At 61.4% G+C, this 26,102-nt stretch carries 24 protein-coding genes and 2 pseudogenes; 16 read left to right on the forward strand and 10 right to left on the reverse strand.

Going from position 1 to position 26,102, the window contains the following annotated elements:
* The first annotated feature begins 44 nt into the window (after positions 1-44).
* A complete protein-coding gene (locus tag AC09SL_RS13945; RefSeq protein WP_058546800.1) occupies positions 45-446 on the forward strand; it encodes a RidA family protein in 402 nt (133 codons plus the stop codon).
* Between the two features lie 119 nt (positions 447-565).
* On the opposite strand, the gene AC09SL_RS13950 is transcribed toward AC09SL_RS13945, so the two are convergent.
* Positions 566-1,045 carry a VOC family protein gene (locus AC09SL_RS13950; protein WP_058546799.1) on the reverse strand — a complete coding sequence of 160 codons (480 nt, stop codon included), beginning with the start codon at positions 1,043-1,045 and terminating at the stop codon, positions 566-568.
* A 160-nt stretch (positions 1,046-1,205) separates the two neighbouring features.
* Here AC09SL_RS13950 and AC09SL_RS13955 point away from each other — a divergent pair, with 160 nt between their 5' ends.
* Positions 1,206-2,159, forward strand: a complete 954-nt coding sequence (locus tag AC09SL_RS13955; protein ID WP_058546798.1) for an endonuclease/exonuclease/phosphatase family protein — start codon at positions 1,206-1,208, stop codon at positions 2,157-2,159.
* 6 nt (positions 2,160-2,165) lie between these two features.
* Here AC09SL_RS13955 and AC09SL_RS13960 read toward each other — a convergent pair whose 3' ends face one another.
* Both AC09SL_RS13960 and AC09SL_RS13965 read right to left on the reverse strand, forming a co-directional pair.
* Complete coding sequence (locus tag AC09SL_RS13960) at positions 2,166-2,402, reverse strand: hypothetical protein (protein WP_058546797.1); 237 nt, start codon at positions 2,400-2,402, stop codon at positions 2,166-2,168.
* Positions 2,395-3,183, reverse strand: a complete 789-nt coding sequence (locus AC09SL_RS13965; RefSeq protein ID WP_058546796.1) for an MlaA family lipoprotein — start codon at positions 3,181-3,183, stop codon at positions 2,395-2,397. Before AC09SL_RS13965 ends, AC09SL_RS13960 begins: the two co-directional genes overlap by 8 nt.
* A gap of 403 nt (positions 3,184-3,586) precedes the next feature.
* Here AC09SL_RS13965 and AC09SL_RS13970 point away from each other — a divergent pair, with 403 nt between their 5' ends.
* From AC09SL_RS13970 to kefC, 4 genes are all read left to right on the forward strand, one after another.
* Complete coding sequence (locus tag AC09SL_RS13970; RefSeq protein WP_058546812.1) at positions 3,587-4,297, forward strand: response regulator; 711 nt, start codon at positions 3,587-3,589, stop codon at positions 4,295-4,297.
* Positions 4,294-5,634 carry an ATP-binding protein gene (locus AC09SL_RS13975; protein ID WP_064106933.1) on the forward strand — a complete coding sequence of 447 codons (1,341 nt, stop codon included), beginning with the start codon at positions 4,294-4,296 and terminating at the stop codon, positions 5,632-5,634. The genes AC09SL_RS13970 and AC09SL_RS13975 overlap by 4 nt, the downstream gene beginning before the upstream one ends.
* Before the next feature lie 316 nt (positions 5,635-5,950).
* Positions 5,951-6,472, forward strand: coding sequence for a glutathione-regulated potassium-efflux system oxidoreductase KefF (gene kefF, locus AC09SL_RS13980; RefSeq protein ID WP_058546084.1), 522 nt, complete (start codon positions 5,951-5,953; stop codon positions 6,470-6,472).
* A gap of 1 nt (position 6,473) precedes the next feature.
* The gene (gene kefC / locus AC09SL_RS13985; RefSeq protein WP_058546083.1) at positions 6,474-8,300 is read left to right on the forward strand and encodes a glutathione-regulated potassium-efflux system protein KefC; all 1,827 of its coding nucleotides are present in this window, start codon (positions 6,474-6,476) and stop codon (positions 8,298-8,300) included.
* 174 nt (positions 8,301-8,474) lie between these two features.
* Here the strand turns inward: kefC and AC09SL_RS13990 are convergent.
* Positions 8,475-8,908: pseudogene (locus AC09SL_RS13990) on the reverse strand (aldo/keto reductase); the annotation flags it as partial.
* Here AC09SL_RS13990 and AC09SL_RS13995 point away from each other — a divergent pair.
* The 5 genes and pseudogenes from AC09SL_RS13995 to AC09SL_RS14015 form a co-directional block, all read left to right on the forward strand.
* A pseudogene (locus AC09SL_RS13995) lies at positions 8,855-9,289 on the forward strand (LysR substrate-binding domain-containing protein); the annotation flags it as partial. The pseudogenes AC09SL_RS13990 and AC09SL_RS13995 sit on opposite strands and share 54 nt — an antisense overlap.
* 247 nt (positions 9,290-9,536) lie before the next feature.
* A complete protein-coding gene (locus tag AC09SL_RS14000; protein ID WP_058546082.1) occupies positions 9,537-10,211 on the forward strand; it encodes an SOS response-associated peptidase family protein in 675 nt (224 codons plus the stop codon).
* A gap of 50 nt (positions 10,212-10,261) precedes the next feature.
* Positions 10,262-10,417, forward strand: coding sequence for a hypothetical protein (locus AC09SL_RS14005; protein ID WP_153388491.1), 156 nt, complete (start codon positions 10,262-10,264; stop codon positions 10,415-10,417).
* A 40-nt stretch (positions 10,418-10,457) separates the two neighbouring features.
* A complete protein-coding gene (locus AC09SL_RS14010; RefSeq protein ID WP_058546080.1) occupies positions 10,458-10,838 on the forward strand; it encodes a RidA family protein in 381 nt (126 codons plus the stop codon).
* Between the two features lie 713 nt (positions 10,839-11,551).
* Positions 11,552-13,315: an L-lactate permease gene (locus AC09SL_RS14015; protein WP_058546079.1), complete on the forward strand. Its 1,764-nt coding sequence runs from the start codon at positions 11,552-11,554 to the stop codon at positions 13,313-13,315.
* A gap of 148 nt (positions 13,316-13,463) precedes the next feature.
* Here AC09SL_RS14015 and AC09SL_RS14020 read toward each other — a convergent pair whose 3' ends face one another.
* The gene (locus tag AC09SL_RS14020) at positions 13,464-13,799 is read right to left on the reverse strand and encodes a hypothetical protein (RefSeq protein WP_058546078.1); all 336 of its coding nucleotides are present in this window, start codon (positions 13,797-13,799) and stop codon (positions 13,464-13,466) included.
* Between the two features lie 247 nt (positions 13,800-14,046).
* Between AC09SL_RS14020 and AC09SL_RS14025 the strand changes: the two genes are divergently transcribed.
* A complete protein-coding gene (locus AC09SL_RS14025) occupies positions 14,047-14,703 on the forward strand; it encodes a polysaccharide lyase family 7 protein (protein ID WP_058546077.1) in 657 nt (218 codons plus the stop codon).
* An 18-nt stretch (positions 14,704-14,721) separates the two neighbouring features.
* Here the strand turns inward: AC09SL_RS14025 and AC09SL_RS14030 are convergent, their stop codons facing one another.
* The 3 genes from AC09SL_RS14030 to AC09SL_RS14040 form a co-directional block, all read right to left on the reverse strand.
* Positions 14,722-15,954: a nucleoside permease gene (locus AC09SL_RS14030; RefSeq protein WP_058546076.1), complete on the reverse strand. Its 1,233-nt coding sequence runs from the start codon at positions 15,952-15,954 to the stop codon at positions 14,722-14,724.
* Positions 15,955-16,219: 265 nt separating this feature from the next.
* Positions 16,220-17,344: a sugar phosphate isomerase/epimerase family protein gene (locus tag AC09SL_RS14035; RefSeq protein WP_153388493.1), complete on the reverse strand. Its 1,125-nt coding sequence runs from the start codon at positions 17,342-17,344 to the stop codon at positions 16,220-16,222.
* Complete coding sequence (locus tag AC09SL_RS14040) at positions 17,308-18,483, reverse strand: Gfo/Idh/MocA family protein (protein WP_058546074.1); 1,176 nt, start codon at positions 18,481-18,483, stop codon at positions 17,308-17,310. Before AC09SL_RS14040 ends, AC09SL_RS14035 begins: the two co-directional genes overlap by 37 nt.
* Before the next feature lie 167 nt (positions 18,484-18,650).
* Here AC09SL_RS14040 and AC09SL_RS14045 point away from each other — a divergent pair, with 167 nt between their 5' ends.
* From AC09SL_RS14045 to AC09SL_RS14060, 4 genes are all read left to right on the forward strand, one after another.
* The gene (locus tag AC09SL_RS14045) at positions 18,651-19,655 is read left to right on the forward strand and encodes a LacI family DNA-binding transcriptional regulator (protein ID WP_058546073.1); all 1,005 of its coding nucleotides are present in this window, start codon (positions 18,651-18,653) and stop codon (positions 19,653-19,655) included.
* 392 nt (positions 19,656-20,047) lie between these two features.
* Positions 20,048-20,998: a TAXI family TRAP transporter solute-binding subunit gene (locus AC09SL_RS14050; RefSeq protein WP_058545327.1), complete on the forward strand. Its 951-nt coding sequence runs from the start codon at positions 20,048-20,050 to the stop codon at positions 20,996-20,998.
* Positions 20,999-21,079: 81 nt separating this feature from the next.
* Entirely contained in the window at positions 21,080-23,107 is a 2,028-nt protein-coding gene (locus tag AC09SL_RS14055; RefSeq protein ID WP_058545326.1) for a TRAP transporter permease, read from the forward strand.
* Positions 23,104-23,490: a DUF1850 domain-containing protein gene (locus AC09SL_RS14060; protein WP_058545325.1), complete on the forward strand. Its 387-nt coding sequence runs from the start codon at positions 23,104-23,106 to the stop codon at positions 23,488-23,490. The genes AC09SL_RS14055 and AC09SL_RS14060 overlap by 4 nt, the downstream gene beginning before the upstream one ends.
* Before the next feature lie 218 nt (positions 23,491-23,708).
* On the opposite strand, the gene AC09SL_RS14065 is transcribed toward AC09SL_RS14060, so the two are convergent.
* Both AC09SL_RS14065 and AC09SL_RS14070 read right to left on the reverse strand, forming a co-directional pair.
* Positions 23,709-24,800 (reverse strand): SMP-30/gluconolactonase/LRE family protein, encoded by a 1,092-nt coding sequence (locus tag AC09SL_RS14065; RefSeq protein ID WP_058545324.1) that lies wholly within the window; start codon positions 24,798-24,800, stop codon positions 23,709-23,711.
* 96 nt (positions 24,801-24,896) lie between these two features.
* The gene (locus AC09SL_RS14070; RefSeq protein WP_058545330.1) at positions 24,897-26,027 is read right to left on the reverse strand and encodes a sensor histidine kinase; all 1,131 of its coding nucleotides are present in this window, start codon (positions 26,025-26,027) and stop codon (positions 24,897-24,899) included.
* Positions 26,028-26,102 lie beyond the last annotated feature (75 nt).

Below are 26,102 nucleotides of genomic sequence, written 5' to 3' on the forward strand. Positions count from 1 at the left end.
GAGTGAGTTCATCGTTTGGAACCCACTCTTTGATGGAGGTATTGATGACACAGCGCGACGTGGTTTTCCCGCCTGGACGCCAGGCACTTTATGAGCGTAATCGTTATTCGCCGGCGATTCGCTCCAACGGTTTTCTGTTCGTCTCGGGACAGGTTGGCAGCACTGAAGCAGGTTCGCCGGAGCCGGACCTGGAGGCTCAGGTTCGGCTGGCGTTCAACAACCTGAAGGCGATACTCGCCGCAGCCGAGTGCAGCTTTGACGATGTGGTGGACGTCACGGTCTTCATGGTCGATCCCGAATCGATCTTCGAACGGGTCTGGAGCGTCGTGCCCGAGTTCTGGGGCAGCGCGCCGCACCCGACACTGACCGCGGTGGGCGTGACGTGGCTGTATGGGTTTCAGTTCGAGATCAAGGTGATTGCCCGGTTGCCTGAAACCACCTTATAGGTCAGCTTGCATCAATGTTGGCTGTGCCGGCGCCATCGCGAGCAAGCTCGCTCCCACAGGAGACTGTGCAGGTCGAGAATTCGAAGTCACCACCAACCAATGTGGGAGCGATTAACCGGCTAGCCTTTCACCGCTGCTTCAATCGCGGCGATGTCGATCTTGGTCATCGTCATCATGGCCTCGAAGGCACGCTTGGCGACCGCTTTATCGGAACTGGTTACTGCGTCAACCAACACGCGCGGGCTGATCTGCCACGACAGCCCCCACTTGTCCTTGCACCAGCCACAGGCGCTCGCCTGGCCGCCGTTGTCGATGATCGCGTTCCACAAGCGGTCCGTTTCGGCCTGGTCATCGGTTGCAATCTGGAATGAAAAGGCCTCGCTGTGCTTGAACGCAGGCCCGCCATTGAGGCCGATGCAAGGAATGCCGATCACCGTGAAATCCACGGTGATCACATCACCCTGCTTGCCCGACGGGTAATCACCCGGAGCATGATGGATGGCGTTCACCGCGCTGTCGGGAAAGGTTTTTGCGTAGAATTCTGCCGCTTCCTGGGCGGTGCCGTCGTACCAGAGGCATATCCTGTTTTTATTGTTCATGCCGGTTCTCCAAAAGGGACTGGACGACAAAGTCTAGCAGCCTGCCCGGGAGCTGGAAAAAACCTGCCAGTCGGTCGAGCCAAAGCGCTTTTCCAGGGTCTGGCCCACCCCCCCACGACCTTGATCTATACTGCGGCGCAGCATTCATGGAGCGGACGCCGTGGCCAAGTGCAGAATCCTGATCTGGAATACCCAGCACCTGAACAACCAGGCAGGCGGCAAGATGAGCGATGCCTACCAGGAAAAACTGGCCACGCTCAAACAGGTCCTGCAACAGGACAACCCGGACATCGTCGCCCTGTTTGAGGTGGGCAGCACCGGCAATCCCAACGATCGACTGGTCAATGACCTGAGCCAGCAATACATCCTCAAGTCATCCCTCGACCAGGACGGTGGCGTGCGCAAAAGCACCACGCTGGGTTCCATGGTATTTGTGCGCACAGACAGGGCCAACGAGTTCAGGGAACGCTACAGTTGGCCGCTGGGCCCGGAAGCCAGGCGCGCCACGTTGCTACTGACCGACGATGTAGGCAACACATTCGCCTTCTGCCATGCCAATGCCTCAAGAAACGCCTGGCCGCAGATACTGGGGGACATGCAGGAACTCGGTTCTATCCATGAAGGCGACTTTCAACGCCTGGTATTTTTCGGCGGCGACCTCAACACCCCCTATAGCTCGGCCCCCAAGACAATCTCCGCTTACCGTGGCGCAACCAGGATGAGCGCGGTGTTCCCCGAAGGCAGCGGCTTCACGCACGTCACCATCCGCTCCACCGAAACCCAGGCCAAAAAGGAATACAAGAAGCTGGACGAGGTGAGTCGCTTCTATACACCGATCGATCAATACGTCTCGAGCCTGCTGGGCGGTGACCTGGGCTACGGTGATTTCGCCATCCCTTCACAGCTGGACTACGCCTACGTCCATGAAGGCGTCGTGGCGCGTGGATACTGCGACGCCGCAGTGCAGATCAAGAAATCCTGGCTTCATGAGCGCCAGTTGATTCGCGATGCCGGTAAGCTCAAGGTACGGGGGCACGATGAAGTGCTGCGTATTTTTCGGGGACAGGCGTTGCGCAGCGATCATTACCCGGTGCTCTACGACCTGCAGTACTGAAACCGACTAGGTACTCCTCTGCTCTGCGTTATCGACCATCCAGCGAATCATGCTCGCCAGCGGCACCCGGTAATGCCGCACCGAACACTCGCTGGCCTTCTCGTGGCAGTACAACTCGAGGTAGCGACTGAGCAGCACATGACGGCCGTCCTCGGTCAACCGCAGTTCAAGTTCACGGCAATGCAACGCATCCTGGCCGATCTGTTTTATTCGCCGCTGCAAGACCAACGTCGCGTTACTCATCGCCGACCTCTGCTCCCTGGCATTGCGGATGGCCCTGCGCGACCGCCCCCAACTTCCCCTGCGCGACAAAATCGGCACGCCGCTGCGCCGTTGCGTCGCGAAGTGCCGCGTAGTAATCCGCTTGGGTCCGCAACTCGTCTGTCAGTGGCAATGCCTCGGCGCGGCCATCGACAACGCCGCCGACGGTGTTGATCGTGCCCAGGGTGTCGACGGTGCTGCTGTTGTCGCCGAACGGGTCGACGGCGAAACTCAGCACTTTGCCCGTCGCGTCCCTCAGGTTGGCGCTGCCCAGCAATGGCAGTTCCACGATCGGCCCGGGGACGACGTTCCAGACGCCGAAGGTCTGGCCGAAATCGGCCTTGTGGCGCTCGATGCCCAGCTTGCCCGACACGTCGATCAGCCCGCCGATGCCCGCCGTGGTGTTGATGACGAATCGCCCCAGTGTGTTGACCGAGCGCTGGGCATTGCCTTGCAGCAAGTCGTTGATGAATACCTTGGGCTCACCGAAGTTCGCCACGAAGTTGTGGACACCGGCCTGGAACACCTCCGGCAACTTGAGATAACCACGGGCAACGGGGGCCAGCGCATAGTCATCCACGGTCCGGTTGAACGAAAAGATGCCGCGGTTGACTGGTTCTGCAGGATCGTGAACGGTATAGGTCGCGCGGTCACAGGAACCTGGTTTTGCAGCTGGCGTGCTGGAGCAACCGCTGGCGAGTACCGCCAATACAACCACGACGGTGGAGCGAACGAACAGCGGAGCGGGCTTGGTGATCGGCATACAGGGTTATCTCGGCGAGGAATGGGAGGCTTGCTGCCTATGCCGATCACAAGCCAAACACCAAATTCCTGGGGCGAGGGAGCAAGCTCGCGCTGGGTCTGTAGGAGCTGACGAGCGAAGCGAGGCTGCGATCTTTCCACTGCCAATTGAGTCTGGAGCGAAAGATCAAAAGATCGCAGGCTTCGCCAGCGCCTACAGAGCCCAGCACATCCCTTTGCCACAGAAGCAGCGTTGGCGTGTGGTTTAACTGACCGACATCAACGCCATCCTGCCGCCGTTTTTTTGCCCGCAGATTTCCAGAACATTGCCCGCTGGCAACTTTATTGCCGGATTGAAATATATGACGCAGCCCCTGGATTGACCCTAGTATCGCCTCCTGTATTCATTACCCTGCGTGCCCACCGTGAGCCATTTATTACTGGTGGACGATGACCTCGAAGTCCTCGCCCTCTTGCGCAAGTTCCTCGAACAACATGGCTACAGCGTGGACGTGGCCGCCGATGGCAACGCCTTGTGGCAGGCGGTGGAGCGTCGGGTGCCGGACCTCATCATCCTCGACGTCATGCTGCCGGGCGACAACGGCCTGGTGCTCTGCCAACGACTGCGGGCCGAGCACACCGTCGGCATCATCATGCTCACCGCCATGGGCGAATTGAGTGACCGCGTCGTCGGCCTGGAGCTGGGCGCGGACGATTACCTGACCAAGCCCTTCGACGCCCGCGAGCTGTTGGCCCGGGTGCGTGCCGTGCTGCGGCGCACTGGCGAAGCCCTAGGCACATTGAACGACTCATCGCGACCGATCCTGGAGTTCGAAAACTGGCAACTGGACGTCACCCGGCGCGAACTGCGCTCACCAGACAAGGTCATGATCCCGCTGTCGGCCGGAGAGTTCGAACTGCTGCTGGTGTTTGCCGAACACCCGCGCCGGGTGCTGACTCGTCAGCAGTTGCTGGACCTGGCACGCGGCGAAACCTTCGAGGCGTTCGACCGCAGCATCGATGTCCAGGTCAGCCGCCTGCGGCGCAAGTTGGAGACCGACGTCACCGGCGCGTCGATGATCCGCACCGTGCGCAACAGCGGCTACCTCTTCAGCCCCTACGTGGTGAAGCGATGAAGCGCCCGGGCACCCATCTCCCACGGGACACGGTGGCGCGCTGGATCGCCCTGACCACCCTGATCGCCATGCTCACGTTGCTGGCCCTCAATCAGCTGTTCAGCCTGCTGGCCGGCGCCTGGGCGCGCCCGCCGCTGATGGAAACCGGCCTGATGGAAAAGGCCTCCGCCATCACCCGCATCATCGACTCCGTCGCCCCCGAACAACGACCCGATATTGCCAGGGCCGCCAGCAACCAGACATTCAACGCGCAATGGTTGCATCGGTATGAAGACGCCCGGTTGCCGGTGATCGACAACCCGGCGTTCAGTGAAGGCTCGGCGTTACTGCGCCAGCAGTTGGGCCGGTCGGACGCCAGGATCGAAGCCTACGAACCGAGCGACTGGCCGGCCGATCAACCCGACGCACGCTACGCGGTGATCATCGAGCTGGTCGACCATTCGTGGGTGATCTTCTCCGTGCCCTCGCGCAGCTGGGGGCTGGGGGAGTGGGCGCGCAACGGGATTATCATCGCGCTGATCCTGCTGTCGACGTTGATCGTCGCACTGATCGCCACCCGGCACCTGGCCGCCCCGCTGGAACGCTTTGCCGAAGGCGCCCGGCGCTTTGGCGTCGACCACCAGGCGCCACCGATTCCGGTCATCGGCCCCCACGAAATCCGCCAGGCGATCCTCGCCTTCAATGCCATGCAGGCCCAGCTCAAGCACTTTTTGCAGGACCGCACGCAGATGCTCGCCGCCATCTCCCATGACTTGCGCGCGCCGTTGACCCGCATGCGCCTGCGCGGGGAGTTCATCGAGGATGCCGAGCAGCAATCGCGCTTGTTCAGGGACGTGGACGAAATGCAGGCGATGATCAACTCAGCCCTGGAATTCTTCCGCGACGATGCCCGGCTGGAACATGCCACCGCGTTCGACCTGGCCGAGCTGCTGCACACCATCGTCGATGACCTCAAGGACGCCGGTACCGAGGTCGCGTTCGAAGGTGCCCAGCGCTTGGTCTATGTCGGTCGTCCCATCGGCATCAAACGTGCCTTGGTCAACCTGATCGACAACGCGATCAAATATGGCGGCGCGCCAACTGTTCGCCTCGAAGCCAACGCCAATCGTGTGGACATTCGCATTCTGGATCGCGGACCGGGCATCGCCGCGCAATACCTTGAGCAGGTCTTCACGCCGTTCTTTCGCATCGAAGGCTCACGCAACAAGCACACCGGCGGTGTCGGGCTGGGCCTGTCGGCGGCCCGAGCGACGGTGCTGGAGCATGGCGGCACGCTGACCCTGAGGAATCGACGCAGTGGCGGGTTGGAGGCCAGGGTCTCGCTACCGCTTGACTGAAGTGACCGATGTATCGATCCGCGCTAAACAATCAGCGCCTTCCTCGGTAGGATGTCCGGTTTTTCCGGCCTGGAGCCTGCGCTTTGGAAGGCGTTCTTGTTTATATCGCTCGGCTCCAAGTGCCATCGCTCGCGCTCATTGTAGGAGCTGCCGAGCGAAGCGAGGCTGCGATCTTTCCCCAGACACTTGAGTCTCAAGCGAAAGATCAAAAGATCGTCCGAACGCGGCCCGAGCCTGCGGCAGCTCCTACAGGCCCAGCGGGAGCAAGCTTGCTCGACAGACAGGCATCGACGGCGCCAAACCAAGGAATTCACCGATGATTCTTATCATTTACGCGCACCCCTACCCCGACAAGTCGCAGGTCAACCAGCAGATGCTCAAGCGAGTGTCGACCAACCCGGACGTGGTCATACGTTCGCTCTACGCGCTTTACCCCAACTTCGACATCGACGTCGAGGCGGAACAGCGAGCGGTGGAACAAGCAGAACTTGTCGTCCTCCAGCACCCGATGTACTGGTACAGCACACCGCCCCTGCTGAAACTGTGGATCGATAAGGTCTTCACCCACGGCTGGGCCTATGGCAAAGGCGCCACGGTCCTCAAGGACAAGGGCCTGCTATGGGCCGTCAGCACCGGCGGCGATCACGCGCATTTCGCGATCGGCGACTACCCCGATTTTTCGGCGCTGGCCCAACCGCTCCAGGCCACAGCCATTTATTGCGGCATGCGCTGGCTGGAGCCGGTGGTCGTGCATGGCGCCTATGCCGCCGACCCTGAGGCCCAACGCGCCCAAATCGAACATTACGGCAAACGCCTGGCCGCCTGGAAGGAAGATTGAGATGCAGACGCACAGCCTGATTGAAATGCTCATCTACCTGGCCTCGGCGACGCTGATCGTGCCGATTGCCGTTCGGTTTGGCCTGGGCCCGGTGCTGGGTTACCTGCTGGCCGGGTGCGTCATCGGCCCGTGGGGGCTGAAGCTGATTACCGATGTGAAGGCCATCCTGGAGTTCGCTGAAATCGGCGTGGTCCTGATGCTGTTCATCATCGGCCTTGAACTCGATCCCAAACGGCTCTGGGCCCTGCGCAGGATGGTGTTTGGTGGCGGTGCCCTGCAGATGCTCGCCTGTGGTGCCGCCATTGGCTTGTTCTGTACGGCCCTTGGCCTGAACTGGACGGCAGCGCTGCTGGTGGGCCTGACCCTGAGCCTGTCCTCCACCGCCATCGCCATGCAGGCGATGAACGAGCGCAACCTGACCGCCACTGCGGTGGGCCGCAGCAGCTTTGCCGTGCTGCTGTTCCAGGACATCGCGGCCATTCCCCTGGTGGCGATGATTCCCTTGTTGTCGGCCCACGGCGCCACACCTTCGGGCACAGCGCTGTTGCTATCGATTGGCAAGATCGTCGCCGCCATCGGCATTGTCGTGCTGCTGGGACGCTACGTGACCCGACCGCTACTGCGCTTCGCCGCACGCTCAGGCTTGCGGGAGATTTTCAGTGCCGTGGCGCTGTTCCTGGTGTTCGGTTTCGGTTTTCTGCTGGAGGAAGCCGGTTTGTCGATGGCCATGGGCGCATTCCTCGCCGGGGTGCTGCTGGCCAGCTCCGAATACCGACACGCGTTGGAAAGCGACATCGAACCGTTCAAGGGCCTGCTGCTGGGCCTGTTTTTCATCGGCGTCGGCATGTCGATCGATTTCGGCACCCTGATCGACGCACCGCTGAAGGTGCTCACCCTGACCCTGGGTTTCATCCTCATCAAGCTATTGGTGATCAAGGCCGCGGGTCGCTTCCTCAACGTTCCCGCCGGCCAGCGCTCCTGGCAGGCGGTGTTGCTGGGCCAGGGCAGCGAATTCGCCTTCGTGGTGTTCGGCGCGGCGACCGTGGCCGGCATCTTGACTGACCAATGGGGCAAGAGCCTGACCCTGGCGGTGGCCTTGTCCATGTGCCTGACGCCCTTGCTGATCGTGTTGCTGGATCGGTTCGAGTCCGTCGCCAAGAAAAACAAACGCGAATCCGACCTTGTCGACCAGCAGAATCCACGGGTGATCATCGCCGGGTTCGGCCGTTTCGGGCAGATCGCCGGGCGCTTGCTGATGTCTTGCGGCGTCGAGGTGGTGGTATTGGATCACGACCCAGACAACATCGAGACCCTGCGCAAATTCGGCGTGAAAGTCTTTTATGGCGACGCCACGCGCCTGGATCTGCTGCATGCAGCCGGCGCGGCCCAAGCGGTGGTGCTGATCAACGCGATCGACAATCGGGAAGACAACCTGGCGCTGACCCAACTGGCCCAGGAGCACTTCCCTGCGTTGCAGTTGATCGTGCGCGCGCGGGACATGGGGCACCTCATCACCCTTCGGCAAATGGGTGTGGAGGCCGCCGAGCGGGAAACCTTCGAGAGCGCGCTGTCACTGGGTCGCAGTGCGCTGGAGCGCATGGGTGTCGGGGCTTACGAAGCGCGTGAGCGGGCAGACCAGTTCCGCCGGCTGAACCTCAGGATGCTGGAGGAGATCGTCGCCCAGCCGGAAGACGACCTCAAGTTCCGCCACGATGCCTACCAGCGTGCCAATGCGCTGCTCACGGACATGTTCAACGAAGACCGTGCCCGCCCGGTCGACAACTGGCAGGAACACCATCGTAACGAAACGGATAAAAGCGATGCCTAGACGCTGATACTGTTCATCGGAGGTACGTGGGGGCTTGCTCCGCGGGGTTCTGTAGGAGCTGCCGAAGGCTGCGATCTTTTCGCTTGGGACTCAGGTGACTGGGGAAAGATCGCAGCCTCGCTTCGCTCGACAGCTCCTACGTGCGAACAGCTTTGCAGCCAGACCGCAGTCTTTTTAGTCTGCCCCAACCAACCCGTCCAGCTCGGCCAGCATCGGCGCAGGAATCGTCAGCTCACTCGCCGTGAGGTTCTCCCGCAGGTGCGCCAACGATGATGTACCGGGAATCAGCAGGATATTCGGCGCTCGTTGCATGACGCCTGCAGCCGCGCCGCCACGCTGGAAAGGGTCTGCGATTGCAGCGGTATGAAGCCGCCCAGGGGGAAGAACGGCACGTAAGCGATGCCCTGCCGGCCCAAGTCAGCGATAAGTTGTTCGTCGTCGCGATGGGTCAGGTTGTAGTGGTTCTGCACGCAGACCACTTGGGCAATGCCCTGGGCCTGCTTGACCTGCGCGGCCGTGACGTTGCTCAGGCCCAGGTGGCGGATCAGGCCTTGGCGCTGCGGCTGAGCGGCAAATCCGCTTCGAGCCTCAGCGATGCCGTCCGCCGGATGGAAAGCCGGCTCGGTGTGCGCCTGCTCAACCGCACCACCCGCAGCGTGGTCCCGACCGAAGCCAGTGCCCGGTTGATGGAACGCATCGTCCCGGCCCTGGGCGAAGTCGAAGCGGCGATGGACGTGGTCAACGACTTTCGCGACCATCCTTCGGGCACCCTCAGGTTGAACGTGCCGGTCAGCGCCGCCCGGCTGGTGTTGCCAGCGATCATCACACCGTTCCTGAAAAGCTACCCCGACATCCGCCTGGAAGTGGTCACCGAAGAGAGCTTTGTCGACATGCTCGCGGCTTGCTGTGACGCGGGCATTCGCTACGACGAACGCCTGGAGCAAGACATGATCGCCCTCCCCATCGGCCCCCGCTTCCAGCGCTTCGCCGCTGAGGGCTTTCGTGGACTTCATCCATGCACAACGGGATGGGAGCGAGCCTGCTCGCGATGGCGGTAGTGCATTCACCCCGTTGCCCGCTCGTCTCCCCGCCGCAAGGATTTTCGAACCAAGCATTTCGTCATGGGTTCGGACCTACATGACACCGCTGAAAGCCCCGCTGACGCGCTTCGACGTCACGGCTTGAACGGCGGGTAGATCAAGGCTTCTTTGGGTTTCACTGCCGGGAGTTTTCGTTATGTGTGACGGTCTTGTTCAACACGTTTCTTCAAAAGACTCCCTGGCGTATTTAGCCCAGCGAGACCCGCCCGGCAGCCGTTTCGGTACAAGCGTGACGCCCCTGGATCTGCACGTGACAACGCCGCCCAGGGCCCAGGACGGACACAACCTGATCAAGCCAAACATGCAGGTCAGCGCCATTCGCCGTCGTGGTGGTCACTTGGAGTGCATCAAGGTTCGCTGGGGCTGGTCGCCGATCTGGTCGGTCGGAACGATGCCACCGCTGACGCATCTGCCCTTGCATCTGGTCATGCGCTCCAAGGTCTTCGACCCCATCAAGCACGAAGGCCGCGTACTGGTCGCCGTGGAGGGTTGGTATGAATCGCAAGCAGCCTCCCAGGCGCAGCACCTCACCTACACGACCGACCGGCAATCTGCGCCAGTCTTCCTCGCCGCCCTGGCCCAGGCCAGCGAGACCCCGTTTGGCTGTGACGGCCTGGCCCTGGTGACGTATGGCGACATTGCCAACCAGCAGCAGCGGGTACTGGCCTTCAGTGCCGAAGATGCGCTCGACTGGCTGCAGCCCGCGCTGGGATGGGAACAGGCACAACAACTGGCCGCACGCCTCAACGGCGCGCAACCGCCCCTTGAACCGGCGATGACAACCCAACGTCCGGCCCAGGGCGGCCTTTGATTCTGGGAGATCAGTTATGTACGTGATCATGGGCGCCACGGGCCACGCGCATGAGCGCTGTCAGCCTCGACAGCGGCTTCGATGTGGGCGACGACACCTTGCACGGCACCACGACGCTGGAGGCCTACATCCAGGCACGGGTACAAAACAGCGATTGGGAGCGCACGGGTAAAGGAATGCAGGAACGGCGCAGCAATGGACGGTAAACTGCGGCGGTCCTTTTTCTTTTCCAGCATGAGGCTTTGCATGAGCAACCCAGATATCACGTTTATTCCAGATCCGGACCCGGACTCCATTTCCTCCGACGTCGCCGGTTTCGGCGGCCTGCTGGTTTCCACGCAAATCCCCACCCACGCCGACGGCAGCCTGGAACTGGGCGACATCACCCTGCAGAGCGAATGCACACTGCAAGCCCTCAAGACCGCCCTGGAAGGCGCCGGCAGTTCCATGGACCGGGTCCTGCACCTGACCATCTACCTGACCGACATGGCGGATCGCGCCGCGTTCAACGAAGTCTACAAACGCTTCTTCGCCAAACCTTGGCCGGTTCGCGCCGCCGTGGGCGTGGCCGCTTTGGCGGTTGAAGGAATGAAAGTGGAAGTGACGGCGATGGCGGCGAAGGGCTGAACGGGCGCACTGCTCTGTTCGACTGAGCAAGCGCTTTTGTGGCGAGGCAGCTTGCTCCCGCCGGACTGCGCCTGTAGGAGCTGTGTAGGAGCTGTGTAGGAGCTGTCGAGTGCAACGAGGCTGCGATCTTGTCCCAGACAATTGAGTCTCAAGCGAAAGATCAAGATCAAGATCAAAAGATCGCAGGCTTCGCCAGCTCCTACAGAACCCAGTTGCCTACAACTGCGCCAGCATCCGCCGGCTTGTGCGCCTGGGGGGCGGGCTCTATCGTTTCCGGGTCGCTGACGAGTCAGCGATCGGGTTTGGTAGCCCGGCCTCTACATGACGCACAGCTCATTTTTTTGCAGGGGCCTTTCAGCATTTGTATTCAATGGTGGCTATGCGTAGGGCGCCCCCGGGCGCGCCGGTGTTCATGTGGACCGGTCTACCAACCTGCGTATGGCCGCCACCCTTCGTTTGGTAGCGAGAGTGATGGCTCCAATTTCGTGTAGGAGCTGTCGAGTGCAACGAGGCTGCGATCTTTCCCCAGACAATTGAATCTCAAGCGAAAGATCAACACATCGCAACCTTCGCCAGCGCCTACAGAACCCAGCGGGAGCAAGCTCCCTCTCCACAAGGGTTTGGCTGGCAATCGCTTAACAAATCCCCGCCTATACTTCTCTGCCAATCCCCCCGGGGCCTGCACTTCCAAGAATAAAAAGCAGAGGTGGAACATGGTCTGGCAACAAGTCTACGATCCCTTCGGTAATGCGGTGCTGTCGACGCTCCTGGCGGCGGTTCCGGTGGTGGTGATGCTGGCGTCCCTGGCGTTCTTTCATGTCAAGGCGCACCTGGCGGCGTTGATGGCCTTGGCCTCGGCCTTGCTGATCGCGATCTTCGCCTTCGGCATGCCCGCCGGCATGGCCGGTTCGGCGGCACTTTATGGCGCGGCCAACGGGTTGCTGCCCATTGGCTGGATTGTCCTCAACATCATTTTCCTGCACCGGCTGACCACCGAGAACGGCTCGTTCAAGGTCCTGCAGGATTCCCTCGCCCGCATCACCGACGACCGGCGCCTGCAATTGCTGCTGATCGCCTTTTGCTTCGGTGCGTTCTTCGAGGGCGCGGCGGGCTTCGGCACGCCGGTGGCGGTGACTGGCGCGATCCTGATCGGGCTGGGGTTCTCACCCCTGGCCGCCTCGGGCCTGGCGCTGATCGCCAACACCGCGCCCGTGGCGTTCGGCGCCCTGGGTACGCCGATCATCACCCTGGCCAAGGTTACCGGTCTGGATGAAATGGAGTTGTCGATGATGGTCGGTCGGCAGTTGCCGTTTTTTTCGGTGATCGTGCCGTTCTGGTTGATCTGGGCGTTTGCCGGATGGCGCAAGATGCTGGAAATCTGGCCGGCGATTATGGTGGCCGGCGTCAGCTTCGCCATCCCGCAGTTCCTGGTATCGAACTACCACGGGCCGATGCTGGTGGATGTGATTGCCGCGCTGATTTCCATGGCCTGCCTCACCGGTTTTCTCAAGGTCTGGAAACCGGCCACGGTGCACACGTCCGCAGCGTTGTCGGGACGGGTCGATGATTCGAAAGTCGACGTGAGCGAAGATGAAAAACCGCAGGTCGGCGGTACCTTTTCCGGTGATGCGCGACCGGCTGTACTGCGGGCCTGGATGCCGTGGATCATCCTCACGGTCTTCGTGTTCGCCTGGGGTACCCAGGGTTTCAAGAACCTGTTCGATACCCGCCCGGCGCTGGACCCACAGACCCAATCGGTCAAGCTCGACCCTCAAGGCAAGCCGATGCGTGAGGCCAACCCGATCTTCTCGCCCCTGGTGACCTTCGGCACCATCCACCAGCAGATCGAAAAAGTCCCGCCCGTGGTGCCTCAACCTAAAACCGAGGAAGCGGTCTACAAATTCAACTGGTTCACCGCCACCGGCAGCGGCATCTTCCTGGCGGCGATTCTCGGTGGCTTGCTGATGGGCTACTCCATCACGCAACTGCTGCATCACTACCTGCGAACGCTCTGGGTGGTGCGCTACTCGCTGATCACCATCGTGGCGATGTTGGCCCTGGGGTTTCTCACACGCTATTCAGGCCTGGACGCGACCATGGGCCTGGCCTTCGCCGCCACGGGCATTTTCTACCCCATGTTCGGCACCCTGCTGGGCTGGCTCGGCGTGGCACTGACCGGCTCGGACACTGCGTCCAACGTGCTGTTTGGCGGCTTGCAACGGGTCACGTCCGAGCAACTGGGCATCAGCCCGGTGTTGATGGCGGCGGCCAACAGTTCCGGCGGGGTCATGGGCAAGATGGTCGACGCCCAGTCGATCGTGGTCGCCTCCACCGCCACCCGTTGGTACGGTCACGAAGGCGAAATCCTGCGCTACGTGTTTTTCCACTCGGTGGTGCTGGCGATTCTGGTGGGCGGGCTGGTGACGTTGCAGGCGTATGTGGCGCCGTTCACGCATATGGTGGTGGGAGGACACTGATCGAATGCGTCCTGTAGGAGCTGCCGAAGGCTGCGATCTTTTGATTTTGATCTTTCGCTTGAGACTCGATTGAACTCGCAAAGATCGCAGCCTCGCTTCGCTCGGCAGCTCCTACAATGTCCCCATCAAGCAGGGGCGAGCGGGGTTTTTACTGAACGTTCTTGAGCTTGACCACATCACCGGACACCGAGGTGGTGTAGCCGGTCAGGACCCAGGCCCAGAACCAGTTTTCCTGGACTTGGGTGTTGATCATGGCGTCGCCGCCCTTGGCCTTGATCGCTGCAGTCTGGGCACGCACGAAACGGTTGTTCTGGCGAATCGGGATCACGCCGAACAGCAGCAGGCCGGTGGCTTTTGCTTCACTGTGGCCGACAACGGTGTATTGGCTGCTGTCGTATTGCTGGGTTTTCATCGCGGTACCGGTGCAACCCGCCAGGGCCAAGCCGAACAATGCGCAGGCGACAATTTTGCTGATGTGGTTCATTGAATACTCCATTGGAAAACGCCCGGGATCCGTCTCTCGGGCGGCGCGTACTCTAACCGATCAGCAACAAATTGACACATGGCAATCCGCCCAATTCAGCGCCTGAGAGGCTCATCGCAGAGCCATCCATCAGGTGCGCCTCCAGCGAAACAGACCCTCGTCGATAACATGAAAACAACGCCACGGAAGGCAGTATTTTGTCTTGACGGCCGCCAGATAACGGCCGCTCCCGTTGGAGGTGTTCATCATGATTGACGTAACTGTCTGGAGCGTAACCCTGCCGGTGCAAACGCCGGCGCAGGTCGTGGCGACCAAAGCCATGCCGACCTTGAAGAACAAGTATTTCGACAATAACGGCCAGAGGATCATCTTCTGGGCGCCCGTCACAGGCTCCCATACCGGTAACAGCAAATACCCGCGTTCCGAACTGCGGGAAACCAGCAGGGACGGGAAACACCGCAACTGGCGCTACAACAGCGGCACCAACACCCTCAAGGGCGAGCTTTCAGTGAACCAGGTGCCTTCCGAAGGCCGCGTGGTCGTGGCGCAGATTCACGCCAAGGACGCCCCCACGCCGTTGTTGAAGTTGGTGTACCGCTACGCCAAGGGCACCGGCAATATCGACGTGGAGTACCGGGTCAAGCCCAAGGACAAGAAGAGCCCGGTGATCTACACCGTGCCCAAGGTACCGTTGAACAAATCCTTCTCATACACGCTGCAAATGGACAAGCAAGGCCAGCTCTCGGTGCTGATCGGCAAAGGTGGCAAACAGGTAAAACTGGACAAGTCCTGGTACGGCTATAACTTCTATTTCAAGGCTGGCGTCTACACCTTGGATAACAAGGGCTACTCCAATGAAGGCGGGAAAGTGACCTACACCAAACTGAGCGTCAGTCACAAATGACCGACGCCCTGCCCTGCTTCAGGCCTTTGACGGCGCGGCGAGCGTTTGCTGACCACGGAAGGTAAACAGGAAGCAAGCCAACACCAGCAACGCAAAACCGGCCGGGAACAGCCAGATGCTTTTCCAATCGTGGCCGCCCTCCAGGACAAAGTGATCGGTCACCTGCCCCGCCACCCAGAAACCGATCAACATCCCCACGCCATAGGTCGCCAGGGTAATCAGGCCCTGGGCCGAACTGCGCAAATGCTTCGGCGCCTTGGCATCGGTGTAGATCTGCCCCGATACAAAAAAGAAGTCATAACAGATGCCGTGCAAGGCAATGCCGGTGAACAACATGAATGCCAGGTCGCCGTTATTGCCATAGGCGAACAACACATAGCGCAGCGCCCACGCCAACATGCCCACCAACAACGCCAGCTTGATGCCGAAGCGCTGGATGAACAGCGGCAACAGCAGCATGAACAACACTTCCGAGACCTGCCCGATGGCCATTTTCGCGGTCGGGTTGGTCATGCCGGTTTCGGCCAGGAACGGGTTGGCATTCTGGTAATAGAACGCCAAGGGAATGCAGATCAGGATCGAGGCGATGAAGAACACCAGGTAGCTGCGGTCCTTCAACAACCCCAACGCGTCCAGCCCCAGCAGTTGCTTGACGCCGCCAGTGCTGGCCTGTTCCTTGAGCGGCGCCGTGGCCGGTAGCGTGAAGCTGTAGAGCCCAAGGATCAGGGACGCGATGGCCGCCATCAGGAAGGTATTGCGCAAGCCGCCCGCCAAGATCGCTTCACGCGAATCCCAGGCAAACACAAAACTGATCACCACGCCGGCGACGATCCAACCAATCGTGCCCCACACCCGGATACGCGAGAACTCCAGCGCCGGCTCGCGCATCTGCCGGAACGCCACGGAGTTGACCAGGGCCAGCGTCGGCATGTAGACCGCCATGTACGCCAGCACGTACGGGTAGAACACACTGAAATCCGCCGCCGAATACAGCTGATACAGCAACACCGCGCCCAGCAGGTGCAATATCGCCAGGATCCGTTCGGCATTGAAGTAGCGGTCGGCGATCAGGCCGATGACGAACGGCGCAATGATCGCCCCCCACGACTGCGTGGAAAACGCCATGCCGATCTGCCCGCCGCTGGCGCCCAGCGTGCTGGAAAGAAAAGTCCCCAGGGTGACGAACCAGCCACCCCAGATAAAGAACTGCAGGAACATCATCACGCTCAGGCGTGCGTTCATCGTGGTCATGACAGTCACCGTTTTATTGTTGTTCTTGTGAAAAAAAGCCTTGTGCCGCTTTTGTGGCCTGCTTTATGTGGCCTGCTTTTGTGGCGAGGGAGCTTGCTCCCGCTGGGACGCGCTCTGTAGGAGCTGTGTAGGAGCTGACGAGTGCAACGAGGCTGCGATCTTTCCACAGCCCATTGAGTCGAGAGCGCAAGATCAAGATCAAAAGATCGCAGGCTTCGCCAGCTCCTACAGGGCCCAGCGGGAGCAAGCTCCCTCGCCACAAGGGTTATGTCATTGGCATTGGGGGCAAGCCCAGCAACCGCCGATTGGAATCTTCATCCGCCGTGACACCAGCAAAATCGTCGAACGCCTTGCGAGTCCTGCTGATCATGTGCCGCTGGATGAACGCCGCCCCTTCTGCGGCGCCCTGTTGCGAATCCTTCAGGCAGCACTCCCATTCCAAAACCGCCCACCCGCTGAAATCGTATTGGGTCAGTTTGCTGAAGATCGATTTGAAATCGATCTGGCCATCGCCCAACGACCGGAACCGCCCGGGGCGATCGACCCAGCCCTGGTAACCGCCGTACACCCCGGAACGGGCATCGGGGCGGAATTCGGCATCCTTGACGTGGAACATGCGGATGCGCGCGTGGTAGCGGTCGATGAAGCCCAGGTAGTCCATCTGTTGCAGCAGCAGATGGCTGGGGTCGTAGAGAATCGCCGCCCGCGGGTGATGATCGACCGCCTCCAGGAAGCGCTCGAAAGAGGCCCCGTCGTGGAGGTCTTCGCCGGGGTGGATTTCGTAGCACAGGTCCACGCCGGCCGCGTCGAAGCAGTCGAGGATCGGCAACCAGCGCCGGGCCAGCTCGGCGAAACCCTGCTCCACCAGGCCCGCCGGACGCTGCGGCCAGGGGTAGAAATACGGCCACAGCAGCGCACCGGAAAACGTCGCATGGGCCTTGAGGCCCAACCGCTGGCTGGCGCGGGCGGCCAGCTTGAGTTGCTCTATAGCCCATTCGGTCCGCGCCTGGGGCTGGCCGCGCAGATGCGCCGGGGCGAAGTCGTCGAACAGCGCGTCGAACGCCGGGTGTACCGCCACCAACTGGCCTTGCAGGTGCGTCGACAGCTCGCTGATCTCGACGCCGGCCTGGGCACAAGTGGCCTTGAGTTCATCGCAATAATCCTGGCTCTCGGCGGCCCGGGCCAGGTCAATGTATTGGGTGCCCGACGTCGGCAGTTGAATGGCCTTGTAGCCTTGCGACGCCGCCCACTGGGCGATGTTGGCCAGGGTGTCGAACGGCGCGTCGGCAGACATGAACTGCGCCAGGAAAATGCCTGGGCCACGCAGGCCGCTCGGTGTCTTGTCGAGGGTATTCACAACAGGGATGCTCCGGTTTGCACGGCGGTCCATTTCGCGTCGCCACGGTGGTTGAGGATGGCGGCCTCGATGAATGCCATGCCGCGCAAACCGGTCTCGATGCCGGGCACGCCGGGGGCGTCAGGGCCTTCGACATGGCTGCGAATGGCCTGGGCGAAATCGCCGTAGAGGTTAGCCATGGCCTCCAGGTAGCCTTCGGGATGCCCGGCCGGCAGGCGCATGCGCCGGGTGGCCGCCGCGCACAGCCACGGTTGGCCGACACCGCTACGCAAGATGCGCAGGGGCTGGTCAACGGCGCGATGGATCAGGCTCGCCGGTTCTTCCTGGCGCCACTCCAAGGCGCCCTTGTCGCCGTAGACGCGAATCTTCAGCGGGTTCTCTTCGCCGGTGCAGACCTGGCTTGCGATCAACACACCGCTGGCACCGCCCGCCATCTTGAACAGCATCGCGGCGTCGTCATCCAATTGCCGGCCCGGGATGTGCGTGCCCAAAGTGGCGCATAGCTGTTGGATAGGCTGGTCTGCAACGAACTCGGCCAGGGAAAACGCGTGGGTGCCAATGTCGCCGATGCAACCGCCCAGGCCGGACTGCGAGGGGTCGTCGCGCCACTCGGCCTGTTTATTGCCTTGGGCGGCGACATCCTGGCTGAGCCAGCCTTGGGGGTACTCGACCAGCACTCTGCGCACCTGGCCAATCTCGCCCGAACGCACCATCTCCCGGGCCTGCCAAACCATGGGATAGCCCAGGTAGGTGTGGGCCAGGCCGTAGAGGCAACGGCTGCCTTGCAGCACTTCCCGCAGGGCCAGCAACTCGTTGAGGTCCAGGGCGGCGGGTTTCTCGCTGAACACATGGAAACCGGCTTTCAACGCCTGGCTGGCAATGGGTGCATGGAGGTGATTGGGCGTGACGATCACCAGCAGTTCCATGCGCTGATCCAGCGGCAGCAGCGCTTCGCTGTCGAGCATCTGCTGCCAGTCGTGGTAACAACGCGACGCCGTCAGGCCCAAGGCCGCACCGGTTTGCCGGGCGTTGTGCGGGTCGCGGCTGAACGCGCCGCACACCAGTTCGAAACCGCCATCCAGGCCCGCGGCCTGACGGTGGGCCTGGCCGATGAACGCGCCCTCTCCACCGCCGACGAAGCCCATTCTTATTTTCGGTGCTACAGGGTTCATCGCGATTGTCTTCCTGTCAGAATGTTGATGTAACCGGTTACATACTGGCGGAAATCTAGGCTCAGTTTTCCTGCGTGTCAAACCCCATGCGCTCACGCATGAACATTTGTGGGGCGCTCAACCTGCGGTAAGCTCCCCAACCGTAGCCCCTGCCCCGTGAGGTGATTTTGTCCAACATTCGTGAAGTGGCCCGGCTGGCCGGTGTTTCGGTGGCCACGGTGTCCAGAACGCTGAAATCGCCCGAACGGGTGCTTCCCCAGACGCGGGACAAGGTCAACGCGGCGGTGGAACAGGCCGGCTATCGACCCAATCTGATGGCCGTGCAGTTTCGCTCCCGCCGCACCGGCAACCTGGTGATCCTGGTGCCGACCATCGCCAATACGTTCTTCGCCCGGGTCATCAGCGGCGCGCAGCAGGCCGCGCAGGCGGCGGGCTATCGTTTGCTGCTGTGCGACACCCAGGGCCAGGTGCAAATCGAGCGCGAGTTCGCCGCGCTGGTCTACGCCCACCAGGCCGACGGGGTGATCCAGTTGCGCGCCAGCGATCCTTTCGAATCAATGCCCGCAGGCGCTGAGAGCCTGCCGCTGGTCAACGCCTGCGAAGTGGTCAGGAACGCGCCCTACCCGACCATCAGCCTCGACAACCGCGCCGCCGCCCAGGCCATGACCGAGCACCTGATCGGCCTCGGTCATCGCCGCATCGGCATCATCAAGGGGCCACGCAGCAGCCCCCTGACCCTGGATCGCGTGGCCGGCTACCAGGATGCCCTGCACCAGGCTGGTATCGCCGTCGACCCAAGCCTGATCTGCCATGGCGACTTCACCTTGAAGGCCGGTGACGACGGCGCCGCCGCGATGCTGGAACGGGCCGACCGTCCCAGTGCGCTGTTCTGTGAAAACGACGAGATGGCCATCGGCGCGCTCAGGCGCATCAAGCAAATGGGCCTGCGGGTGCCCGAGGACATTTCCCTGGTGGGTTTTGATGACATCCCGTTCGCCGCCTATTGCGACCCGCCCCTGACCACCATTGCGCAACCTGCCGAAATTTTTGGGCAAAAAGCGGTAGAGATGCTGATTGCCCTGATCGAGAAAAAGCCGATTGCCGAACAGCATGTGGTGTTGCCATTTGAGTTGACGGTGCGTGGCAGTACGGCGCCTAGGGCCAGACAGTGAGTGGGAACCCGTGGCGAGGGAGCTTGCTCCCGCTGGGGCGCGCCCTGTAGGAGCTATGTAGGAGCTATGTAGGAGCTGTCGAGCGGAGCGAGGCTGCGATCTTTCCACTGACAATTGAGTCAAAAGCGAAAGATCAAGATCAAGATCAAGATCAAGATCAAGATCAAGATCAAGATCAAGATCAAGATCAAGATCAAGATCAAGATCAAGATCAAGATCAAGATCAAGATCAAGATCAAGATCAAGATCAAAAGATCGCAGCCTTCGCCAGCGCCTACAGAGCCCAGCGGGAGCAAGCTTGCTCGTCACAAAAGCGTCTATGGCGCCTCGACTCTCCTTTCGACTACAGTGGAAAGACTCTGCATACAGCCATAACAAGACGGAGAGTTCCCATGCGAGTCAACAAGCGCTTCACCCTCCTGGCCGCCGCGGCAGCCTTGGCGGTCACCACTGCGGCCCACGCAGCCCCGGTGTATATCAACATCCTGACGGGGGGCACCAGTGGGGTTTATTACCCGATCGGAGTCGGGCTGTCGCAGATCTACAGCAGTGGCATCCAGGACGCCAAGACGTCGGTGCAGGCCACCAAGGCCTCGGTGGAAAACCTCAATCTGCTGCAAGCCGGGCGTGGGGAACTGGCCCTGGCCCTGGGCGACTCGGTGGCGGACGCCAAGAACGGCGTGGAAGACGCCGGTTTCAAGGCACCGTTGACCAAGCTGCGCGCCATCGCCGGCACCTACCCCAATTACATCCAGATCGTTGCCAGCAAGGAGTCCGGCATCAAGACCCTGGCAGACCTCAAGGGCAAGACCGTTTCCGTCGGCGCGGCGAAATCCGGCACCGAACTCAATGCCCGGGCGATCTTCAAGGCTGCGGGGCTGACCTATCAGGACATGAACGTCCAGTACTTGCCGTTCGCCGAGTCGGTGGACTTGATCAAGAACCGCCAACTGGACGCCACGCTGCAGTCCTCCGGCCTGGGGATGGCGGCCATTCGTGACCTGGCCTCGACCATGGCGTTGAACTATGTGTCGGTGCCCACCGATGTGGTGGAGAAGATCGGTAACCCGGCCTACCAAAGCGCGATGATTCCGGCCAACACCTATGACGGCCAGACCGATGCCGTACCGACCGTGGCCATCACCAACATTCTGGTCACTCGCGAGGGTGTGCCGGATGAGGTGGCGTACCAGATGACCAAGCTGCTCTTCGAGAACCTCACTCGCCTGGGTACCTCCCATTCGGCGGCCAAGGACATCACCCTGAAAAACGCCGCGAAGAACCTGCCCATCGCGCTGCACCCCGGTGCCGAGCGCTACTACAAGGAAGTGGGCGCGCTGTAGCCCCCCTACGCATCAACGGCGCCCGGCGCCGTTGATGCGTCATGTTTTGCCCCTTGAATGTGAACAGAAGGCAGGTACCTCATGAGTGAAGACCAGCACGGCATCGCCACGGACCCGCGGGACTGGCCCAAGACACTGTTCTTCGTGGCCTTGCTGTTTTCAGTATTTCAGATCGTCACCGCCGCGTTTTCTCCGGTCTCCAGCATCGTGCTGCGGGCGGTGCATGTCGGCTTCCTGCTGTGGGTGGTGTTCCTCAGCTACCCGGCCTATGGCAAGCAGCGTCCCTGGCAACCCCTGGCTTGGGTCTTGAGCCTGGCGGGCGTGGCGACGGCCCTTTATCAATGGGTGTTCGAGGCCGACCTGATCCAGCGCTCCGGCGACCTGACCACCGCCGACATGATCATCGGCGTGGTCCTGGTCGTGCTGGTATTCGAAGCCGCGCGGCGAGTGATGGGCATTGCGCTGCCGATCATTTGCGGCCTGTTCCTGGCCTATGGCCTGTTTGGCGAATATCTGCCGGGCGATTTGGCCCATCGCGGCTATGGCGTCGATCAAATCATCAACCAACTGTCGTTCGGCACCGAAGGCTTGTACGGCACGCCAACCTATGTGTCGGCTACTTACATCTTCCTGTTCATCCTGTTCGGCGCCTTCCTGGAAAAGGCCGGCATGATCAAGCTGTTCACCGACTTCGCCATGGGCCTGTTCGGTCACAAGCTGGGCGGCCCGGCGAAAGTGTCTGTGGTGTCATCGGCGCTGATGGGCACCATCACCGGTTCGGGCATCGCCAACGTCGTTACCACCGGGCAGTTCACCATCCCGCTGATGAAGCGCTTCGGCTACAGGGCCGCGTTTGCCGGCGGTGTGGAGGCGACTTCCAGCATGGGCAGCCAGCTCATGCCGCCGGTGATGGGCGCGGTGGCCTTCATCATGGCCGAAACCATCAATGTACCGTTCGTTGAAATCGCCAAGGCTGCGCTGATACCCGCCTGCCTGTATTTCGGCTCGGTGTTCTGGATGGTTCACCTGGAAGCCAAACGCTCCGACCTCAAGGGCTTGCCCAAGGACCAGTGCCCCAGCGCCTGGAGCGCGGTCAAGGAAAGCTGGTACCTGCTGATCCCGCTCGCGGTGCTGGTCTACCTGCTGTTTTCCGGACGCACACCGCTGTTTTCCGGCATGGTGGGCCTGGCGTTGACAGCCATCGTGATTCTCGGCTCGGCGATCATTCTCAAGGTCTCGAACTACGCTTTGCGCTGTGCTTTCTGGATCGCGCTGGGCGTGCTTTGCGTCGGCTTTTTCCGGCTGGGCATCGGTGTCGTGTTTGCGGTGATTGCCGTGCTGGTGGTGGCCTGCTGGTTCATGAAAGGCACGCGAGAAACCCTCATCATCTGCCTGCATGCCCTGGTGGACGGCGCGCGTCATGCCGTTCCGGTGGGGATCGCCTGCGCCTTGGTGGGCAGCATCATCGCAGTGGTCTCGCTGACCGGCGTAGCTTCCACTTTTGCCGGCTACATCCTGGCCATCGGTCGCGACAACCTGCTGCTGTCGCTGATCCTCACCATGCTCACCTGCCTGGTCCTGGGCATGGGCATCCCGACCATTCCCAACTACATCATCACCAGCTCGATCGCCGCCCCCGCCCTGCTGGAACTGGGCGTGCCGCTGATCGTGTCGCACATGTTCGTGTTCTATTTCGGCATCCTTGCCGACCTGACACCGCCGGTGGCGCTGGCCTGTTTCGCCGCTGCGCCCATTGCCCGGGAAAGCGGCCTGAAGATCAGCTTCTGGGCGGTGCGCATCGCCCTCGCCGGCTTCGTCGTTCCATTCATGGCGGTCTATAACCCGGCCCTGATGCTCCAGGGTGACAACCTGTGGATGACGGCGTACATGCTGATCAAGACGATGTTGGCCGTCGGGCTTTGGGGCATGGCGTCCACCGGCTATCTGCAACAGAAGATGCCGGCCTGGGAACGCCTGCTGTGTTTTGCGGCCGGCGCGTTGCTGGTGGTGGCCCTGCCGCTGACCGATGAGATCGGTTTCGTGCTGGCCGGGCTCATGATCTTCCAGCACATCTGGCGCTCGCGGCGTGCCGGGCGGGCCTTGGCGTGATCGGTTTGTGCCTGGGTCTGGCCGGGGTGGCCTGGGCACAGCTTCCCGTTGCCAATTTCACGCTGGCGTGGAACCACACCATCGAGAAGATCCGCTGGGAGGAAGACTATCGTGTGACCGCACCGGGGCTGGTCCTGGGTGAAGCCAGGGTCAAAGGCAATGGTGCGGGCATGGAGATACCTGAAGGCGCCCTACTGAAAAATGGCAGTTGGCACTACCAACGCCAGATGCCGCCCCTGCAACCACTGAAACTGGGCCGCACGCCGCAGGCCGGCGACTATCAATTGTGTTTCGATGGCCGTTGTCGGCCGATGAGTTTCTGGTTAGGACCGCCGACAGAGGGCCAGCCGACCGTAGAGCTGTGGAGTTGCGGACAATCCTGAACCTATCAGAAAACACAGGACATCCGTGGCCAGCGATTGCTCCTGCTGACACGCGCCCTGTAGGAGCCGTGTAGGAGCTGTCGAGTGCAACGAGGCTGCGATCTTTCCCCAGACACTTGAATCTCAAGTGAAAGATCAAGATCGAAAGATCGCAGGCTTCGCCAGCTCCTACAGAGCCCAGCAGGAGCAATTGCTGGGCACAATGGAGAACCGTTCAATCAGGCGAACGTCGCCCCCCGGGTATTCACGAACAGCGAATACAAGGAATGGCTGCCGGCCATGAACAACCGATTGCCTTCTCGCCCGCCGAAGCAGACGTTGGGGCAGCGTTCCGGCAGGGAGATATGCCCGATGGCCTTGCCTTCAGGGTTGAACACCCGCACGCCGTCGAGTTTTTCCAGGTCGGCCTTGGGGTCGCCATTGCCGCCCCAACCGCACCAGAGGTTGCCGCTTTCATCGCATTTGATCCCATCGATCGCCGCGTAATCCAGGCCTTCGATGTGCTTGCGTCGCTCGCCCAGCGTGCCGTTGTCCTTGACGGCAATGGCCCAGATCAAGCGGTTGGGTTTGGCTCGGCCTTCGACCACGTAGAGGGTCTTCTCGTCCGGGGAAAAGCACAACCCGTTCGGCCCCGCCAGGTCGTCGATCACCCGGCTGACCTTGCCGGTTTCGCCGTCGATGCGATACACCGCATGAGGCTGGACAGGCGTGACTTTGTGCCCTTCGTAGTTGTTGCCGGTCTGGAACGGTGGGTCGGTGAACCAGACCGAACCGTCCCGCTTGCAGACGATGTCATTGGGCGAGTTGAAAGGCTTGCCCTCGAAACTGTCCGCCAGCACGGTGAGAGTGCCGTTGTGCTCGGTGCGGGTGATGCGCCGGCCTTCGCTGGAAGTGGTGGAGCCTTCGCACACCAGCAGCCGGCCCTGGCGATCGCGGCACATGCCGTTGGAGAAGTTGGAATTTTCGCGGTAGACCGACAGGCCACCGGTGATTTCATCCCAGCGCACGATGCGGTTGTTGGGAATGTCGCTGACCAGCAGGTAACGACCGTCGCCGACCCATACCGGCCCTTCCGCCCAGCGCAGGCCGGTGGCAAGTTTCTCCACGCTGGCGTTGAAGATGCGCAGGTCCATGAAGCTGGGGTCAAGGATGTTGATCAGCGGGTCTGGGTAACGCTGGCTCAAGGGTTCGGCCTGGGCGAGCCCTGGCAGGTTGCCAAGGGCGGCCGCAGCGGCCGAGACCACCAGCGACCGTTTCAGGAAGACCCGGCGGCCCTGATCGGCGGCGGGTGCAGATTGCGAAGCATCCATCGTGCGTCTCCGTTAATTATTATTGGACGGGACGACAGTTTTACTACGTGATAAGACATCGTACAAGTATATAACCCTGCTCTTGTGGACAGTCGGTCAGACGGGGTTCAGCGGTATACGAACGGTAAAGGTCGTGCCGACTCGTGCCTTCGAGTGAACCTCGATGGTGCCCTGATGGGCCGATACGATCGCCGAGGCGATGTGCAGGCCCAGTCCGAGACCGGCCTTGGCACCGTACTGCATCTCACCGCCGCGCAGATGCCGGATCATCGGGTTGAAGACACTGGCAATGGCCTCCTTCTCGATAGGCTTGCCCTGGTTGTTGATCGCAATCACGGCCATATCCTTTTCAACGCTCAACGAAACAGTCACTGGCGTGCCTTCGGCGCCATGCTGGACCGCATTGCCAATCAGGTTGGCGAATACTTGCTCCATGCGGGCCGGATCGAATACGCCCTCCAGGGCACCGGTCGTCTCAAAGCGGATTTCGCTTTCAGGGTGATAGGCCCGCGCCTCCTCCACCATGCCTTCGCAGGCGGCCACCAGATCGCCGTTGAAGCGCTGCACCGGAATGCCCGAGCCAAGTTGAGTGCGGGTGAAGTCCAGCAGATCGCCGACGATTTTGTTGGCCCGCTTGACGCTGGTGTAGATGCGCGAAGTGATCTTGGTGGCTTTGGCGGGCAGGTCCCCCGCCCGCAGCAGCACTTCGGAACTCAGCAGGATCGCGCCCAAGGGGCTGCGCAGGTCATGCCCCAGAATCCCGAGAAAGATGTTGCGCGACGCATCCACCGCCCCCGAGTAACTGACGACGGACTCGGCCAAGGCCTGGTCCACGGCTTCGTTGAATCGAATCAGATCGTCCATGACCTGTTTGTGGTCCAACTGCGTGTGCGGCATCCAGAGCATGAGCACGCTGGTGCGCAGGGCCCGGTACTCGGAAACCATTTGCTCCAAGGTAAAACCCGAGAACTGACGGATGACCGCATGGGTTTCGGCGGCGGTTTCGGCATCCGTCGCTGGCGCCTCCCCGTGGGACTTGGCAATCGCCTCCTTGCGCGTTTGCGAGGTGCGCAGGTCGGCGGCGATGGTGCGCAGCATCTGTTCGGCGTGGTCGCGCAGGGCTACGGAATCCATGCCAATGGACGCGGGGGTGATGGTTTTGGCGAAGTCTTCCCACGCCTGAAGAATCGGCTCGATATTGTCGAGGATGAAATCGGCCAGGCGCATGAGTTTTTTCCGCACGAAGGGCAATGCTGTGAACGACACAGCGGCCTGATTGTTGTACAGCAAAGCGCTGGGCGA

The organism is Pseudomonas sp. PF05, from assembly GCF_056521845.1.

Excerpts from the sequence above, each read along its gene's own strand:
- AC09SL_RS13945 (WP_058546800.1), top strand. The coding sequence starts at position 45 with ATGACACAGCGCGACGTGGTTTTCCCGCCTGGACGCCAGGCACTTTAT.
- AC09SL_RS13950 (WP_058546799.1), bottom strand. The coding sequence starts at position 1,045 with ATGAACAATAAAAACAGGATATGCCTCTGGTACGACGGCACCGCCCAG.
- AC09SL_RS13960 (WP_058546797.1), bottom strand. The coding sequence starts at position 2,402 with ATGAGTAACGCGACGTTGGTCTTGCAGCGGCGAATAAAACAGATCGGC.
- AC09SL_RS13965 (WP_058546796.1), bottom strand. The coding sequence starts at position 3,183 with ATGCCGATCACCAAGCCCGCTCCGCTGTTCGTTCGCTCCACCGTCGTG.
- AC09SL_RS13975 (WP_064106933.1), top strand. The coding sequence starts at position 4,294 with ATGAAGCGCCCGGGCACCCATCTCCCACGGGACACGGTGGCGCGCTGG.
- kefF (WP_058546084.1), top strand. The coding sequence starts at position 5,951 with ATGATTCTTATCATTTACGCGCACCCCTACCCCGACAAGTCGCAGGTC.
- kefC (WP_058546083.1), top strand. The coding sequence starts at position 6,474 with ATGCAGACGCACAGCCTGATTGAAATGCTCATCTACCTGGCCTCGGCG.
- AC09SL_RS14000 (WP_058546082.1), top strand. The coding sequence starts at position 9,537 with ATGTGTGACGGTCTTGTTCAACACGTTTCTTCAAAAGACTCCCTGGCG.
- AC09SL_RS14005 (WP_153388491.1), top strand. The coding sequence starts at position 10,262 with ATGAGCGCTGTCAGCCTCGACAGCGGCTTCGATGTGGGCGACGACACC.
- AC09SL_RS14010 (WP_058546080.1), top strand. The coding sequence starts at position 10,458 with ATGAGCAACCCAGATATCACGTTTATTCCAGATCCGGACCCGGACTCC.
- AC09SL_RS14015 (WP_058546079.1), top strand. The coding sequence starts at position 11,552 with ATGGTCTGGCAACAAGTCTACGATCCCTTCGGTAATGCGGTGCTGTCG.
- AC09SL_RS14020 (WP_058546078.1), bottom strand. The coding sequence starts at position 13,799 with ATGAACCACATCAGCAAAATTGTCGCCTGCGCATTGTTCGGCTTGGCC.
- AC09SL_RS14025 (WP_058546077.1), top strand. The coding sequence starts at position 14,047 with ATGATTGACGTAACTGTCTGGAGCGTAACCCTGCCGGTGCAAACGCCG.
- AC09SL_RS14030 (WP_058546076.1), bottom strand. The coding sequence starts at position 15,954 with ATGACCACGATGAACGCACGCCTGAGCGTGATGATGTTCCTGCAGTTC.
- AC09SL_RS14035 (WP_153388493.1), bottom strand. The coding sequence starts at position 17,344 with ATGGACCGCCGTGCAAACCGGAGCATCCCTGTTGTGAATACCCTCGAC.
- AC09SL_RS14040 (WP_058546074.1), bottom strand. The coding sequence starts at position 18,483 with ATGAACCCTGTAGCACCGAAAATAAGAATGGGCTTCGTCGGCGGTGGA.
- AC09SL_RS14050 (WP_058545327.1), top strand. The coding sequence starts at position 20,048 with ATGCGAGTCAACAAGCGCTTCACCCTCCTGGCCGCCGCGGCAGCCTTG.
- AC09SL_RS14055 (WP_058545326.1), top strand. The coding sequence starts at position 21,080 with ATGAGTGAAGACCAGCACGGCATCGCCACGGACCCGCGGGACTGGCCC.
- AC09SL_RS14065 (WP_058545324.1), bottom strand. The coding sequence starts at position 24,800 with ATGGATGCTTCGCAATCTGCACCCGCCGCCGATCAGGGCCGCCGGGTC.
- AC09SL_RS14070 (WP_058545330.1), bottom strand. The coding sequence starts at position 26,027 with ATGCGCCTGGCCGATTTCATCCTCGACAATATCGAGCCGATTCTTCAG.